This window comes from Bradyrhizobium sp. YR681 (assembly GCF_000282615.1).
In the GTDB taxonomy this organism is placed as follows: Bacteria; Pseudomonadota; Alphaproteobacteria; order Rhizobiales; family Xanthobacteraceae; genus Bradyrhizobium.
The window spans coordinates 1-1336 of the sequence record NZ_AKIY01000156.1 but is presented as its reverse complement, the minus strand read 5'-3'; the positions used below and the strand labels follow the sequence as shown (position 1 = coordinate 1336).

Here is a 1336-nt window from a genome sequence, read left to right as displayed (position 1 = left end):
AAAGCCGTAATGGCGGGCCATCCAATAGAGGCCGAGCGAGCCGATCATCATCGCGTTGCGCCATCGCAGCATGAACCAGAGGACGACGGGAAACGCCGCCATCAGCACGATATAGAGCGGCAGAACATCCAGATTGAGCGGCTTGAACTTGAGTATCAGGCCCTGGGAGAGCGTCTCGACCGGGTAGTCCATCAACGGCGCGACGTTGAACTGATCCATCAAATGAAGATCGTCAAAACTGTGCGCGATGTAGTGCACGGCGGTGAGATAGACCAGGAACAACAGCAGGTGGGCGACATAGAGTTGCCATACGCGCCGCAGCAGCCGGGTTGCTCCGATGACGAAGCCACGCTCCATCATCATCGATCCGAACACGAAGGTCGCCGTATAGCCCGAAATCAGCACGAACAGATCGGCACCGTCGCTGAAGCCGTAGTTTCGCGTCGTGAACCAGGCGAGCACCGAATCGGGAATGTGTCCGAGGAAGATCAGCCAGTTTGCCAGGCCGCGAAACAGATCCAGCCGGACATCGCGCCGTGGCTTGGGCAACTCCGATCTGATCGTGATCGTCTCCCAGAGCCGGCGACGCAAGAGAAACGCAACTTGCAAAGGCCGGCCGGATACCTGGATCGTCTCGTCAATCAACTGCGTGCGTCCCGTTCTCTTGCGCGATGTTTGCGGATCGCGAACGCATGCTCTTGCCGCCCGTGCGCGCCGGCAAGCTAGGTCGCGTCCTTGATGCGCTTTTGACGAACATCAAACCCGAGCGACGCACCGGCCAAATCTTTTTGTCGTCCGGTCATGTAATGAATTGAGGAGTCTTTCGTCCTCGCGTCACTCGGTCGGCAGCGTCATGCTTCCGGCAAACGCCTGTTGTCGGCGCTACACGTGACCGAAGGCGCGCCGTGAAGCCATCAATTTCGTACGGTCGAGGCAAATTTTTTTCTGTAAGAAGACCGAAACTTTGCGTCGCCTGCTGCAACTCGACGATTTACGCATCGGCGCGCGCAGGCGTGCGCGTCGACACTTGATTTTGCTCAAGCTGGGAAATCCCGCTCCGGGTTTGGTTGCCACTCAGTCAAGCCACCGGGACTTGATTGACACCAACAAGATCAAACAGGAGAAACCAAAATGAGTCACCGCAAGCTGATCGTCGCTGCCGCGATCATGTCGTTCGTCGCGTTGCCCGCCGTGGCGCAGACGAGTACGACAAGCTCAACCGGCGAGAAGAACGGCCACCACTATTCCGGCGGCCCCAAGACCGAAGTCCCGCACCACATGGGCAAGAAGGAGGGCTCCGGCGGATCGACCAGCGGCTCCGGCGGCAGCCACCATT

Annotated in this window: 2 protein-coding genes; one reads left to right on the top strand and one right to left on the bottom strand. The window is 58.7% G+C overall.

Going from position 1 to position 1336, the window contains the following annotated elements; translation table 11 throughout:
* Nucleotides 1-591: OpgC domain-containing protein (gene opgC, locus PMI42_RS12710; protein WP_502692650.1), on the bottom strand; the 591-nt coding region annotated here is incomplete at its 3' end.
* A 540-nt stretch (nucleotides 592-1131) separates the two neighbouring features.
* Here opgC and PMI42_RS39680 point away from each other — a divergent pair.
* Nucleotides 1132-1336 (top strand): hypothetical protein (locus tag PMI42_RS39680; protein WP_008134545.1); only part of this gene is annotated, 205 nt, incomplete at its 3' end.